The sequence below is a fragment of the Ruegeria sp. BHSB064 genome (genome assembly GCF_059613205.1).
The window spans coordinates 1-2206 of the sequence record NZ_JBXWSB010000235.1; the positions used below are offsets into that span (position 1 = coordinate 1).

General features: G+C 55.5%; 2 protein-coding genes. Both read right to left on the reverse strand.

The window, feature by feature from the left end:
• Positions 1-92: 92 nt before the first annotated feature.
• Positions 93-1703, reverse strand: coding sequence for an FAD-dependent oxidoreductase (locus AC2FNU_RS24595; protein ID WP_496794188.1), 1611 nt, complete (start codon positions 1701-1703; stop codon positions 93-95).
• 164 nt (positions 1704-1867) lie between these two features.
• The coding region (locus tag AC2FNU_RS24600) for an efflux RND transporter permease subunit (protein WP_496794192.1) at positions 1868-2206 on the reverse strand (339 nt) is incomplete at its 5' end.

Genomic DNA, 2206 nt, shown 5'->3' on the forward strand with positions numbered 1-2206 from the left:
GAGACCGCGTTGACAAACAATAGTCTCTTTCTGGTTATAGCCGGGCTAGCCAAGGCAGGACAGCGACGTAACTTTTGTGCGAAGAAAAACACTCAGTTTTGCAGGTATTCCCAAGCTTGAGATATGACAACTGACCCTTCACCCACCGCAGAGGCAACACGCTTGACCGATCCGGCGCGCACATCGCCCACGGCAAAAATGCCGGGACAAGACGTCGCGAAAGTTGATCCAGCGTTGGCCTCGTTGCCCGTGACCACAAAGCCGCGTGCGTCCAGCTGGCAGCTCTGCGACAACCATTCGGTATTGGGTGCAGCCCCAACCATTACAAATGCGGCGCTGCAATCGAGTGGCCAGTCTGATCCGTCACGCTCAATGATGACCCTGGACATGGCCTCGTCCCCAAGGAGTGCCTTTAGCTGGGACTTGTAGTGGATGGTGATCGCCGGATCCGCCTCTAACCTTGACAGCAGGTAATCGGACATCGATGCAGCCAAGCTGTCGCCTCGCACCAGCACATGCACATGTTTTGCGGATCGCGACAGGTACATCGCCGCCTGCCCCGCGGAGTTTCCGCCCCCGACCACGACGACATCCGTGCCCTTGCAATAGCGTGCTTCCATCTCGGTCGCCGCATAGTAGATGCCCAAACCCTCAAAATCCTTCAGTCTGTCCAACGGCAGACGCCGGTACTGGACCCCCGTGGCGACTACGACCGAGCGTGTCCTTAGCTTTTGCCCATCATCCAGCGTTACACAAAACACGCCATCGGATTGACGTTGCAATTGTTTGGCCCGTTTTGGGCGAACAAATCGGGTGCCAAACTTCATGGCTTGGACTTCGCCTCGCCATACAAGGTCGGCGCCCGATATGCCTGTCGGAAAGCCCATGTAATTCTCGATCCGGCTGGATGTCCCAGCCTGCCCCCCAACTGCGAGGTCCTCCACAACAATCGCAGAGAGCCCTTCGGCACCAGCGTAGAGCGCAGCCGCGACCCCAGCCGGACCACCTCCAACAATCAAAACATCAATGACCTCTCGACAATCGTAAGACTGTTCGAGCCCGAGCAATCGGGCGACCTTGGCCGGCGTCGGGTTGTCAACCACAAGACTGTCGCCAAAGATAACCGCCGGTTGATGGCCTGTCAGGTGACAGGCCTGCGCGACCTCACATGCAGTCTCAGAACCTAGATCCATCGTTTGGAATGGGATCTTGTTTCGGATCGCAAACTCTTCGATTTGACGGATGTTGCGATCCAGATCAGCGCCAATCAGTTTCAAAGAACTGTCATGGTCTTCGATTTGACGTCGGCGACGTGCGGAAAAGACAGTGATGACGATATCTGACATCTCCGGAATCCGCGACATTGCGTCCAGCATTTTCTCGCGCGGCACAGAGATGGCACGCGTGTTCTCTCTGGCACGCATCGGCAGCGAGTAGACCCCGCCGCTGAGAAACGCGATCTCTCCCAAAAACTGCGTCGGCCCAAGGGACGTCGGTAGATAAGCCTCTCGCGTTTGTGGATCAATTACCTCAACCCGACCGGTGACAATGTAGATAAACTGGTCCATTGGATCGCCAACCTCGGCGATCATTTGGCCCGCCTCAAAACTCACTTCAGTGCCTAACGCTTTCAAGGTTTCGACATGGCTTTGATGTAAAGGCGTTCGCGTCATTTCGCGAAGATCGGCAGCTAGGCTTTCCATGTGCAGTTCTCCTAATGATCGGCGCTGTTACAAGACCTAGCGGCTATTTCGAGATTTTCACCCATTCATTCGGCACTAACGATTCCGCCACAGACCTGCGGACGTTTGTATCTTGCTTCCCGCGCACTGAACGTTTCAAATGCGTCTGTCACTGCACCATTGGCTCACGTCGTGGCTTGTCGCATCGGGAATACCGTGCGCATGGCAACGTAGAAAACAGGTGTAAAGAACAGCCCGAGCAGAGTGACACCTGACATGCCAAAAAACACCGCCGTTCCAAGCGCCTGTCGCATCTCAGAACCGGGGCCGACTGCGATCATCAAGGGCACAACGCCGAGAATGAACGCGAATGCAGTCATCAGTATTGGCCGCAAGCGCAATTGGCTGGCTTCGACGGCGGCATCAATAGCTGACAACCCACGTTCTTCCTGCGCTTGCTTGGCAAACTCCACGATAAGAATGGCATTCTTTGCAGCAAGCCCCACAAGAACAATCAATCCAAC

Bases quoted from the DNA above. Each gene is read 5' to 3' on its own strand.
- AC2FNU_RS24595 (WP_496794188.1), bottom strand. From the start codon at position 1,703: ATGGAAAGCCTAGCTGCCGATCTTCGCGAAATGACGCGAACGCCTTTA.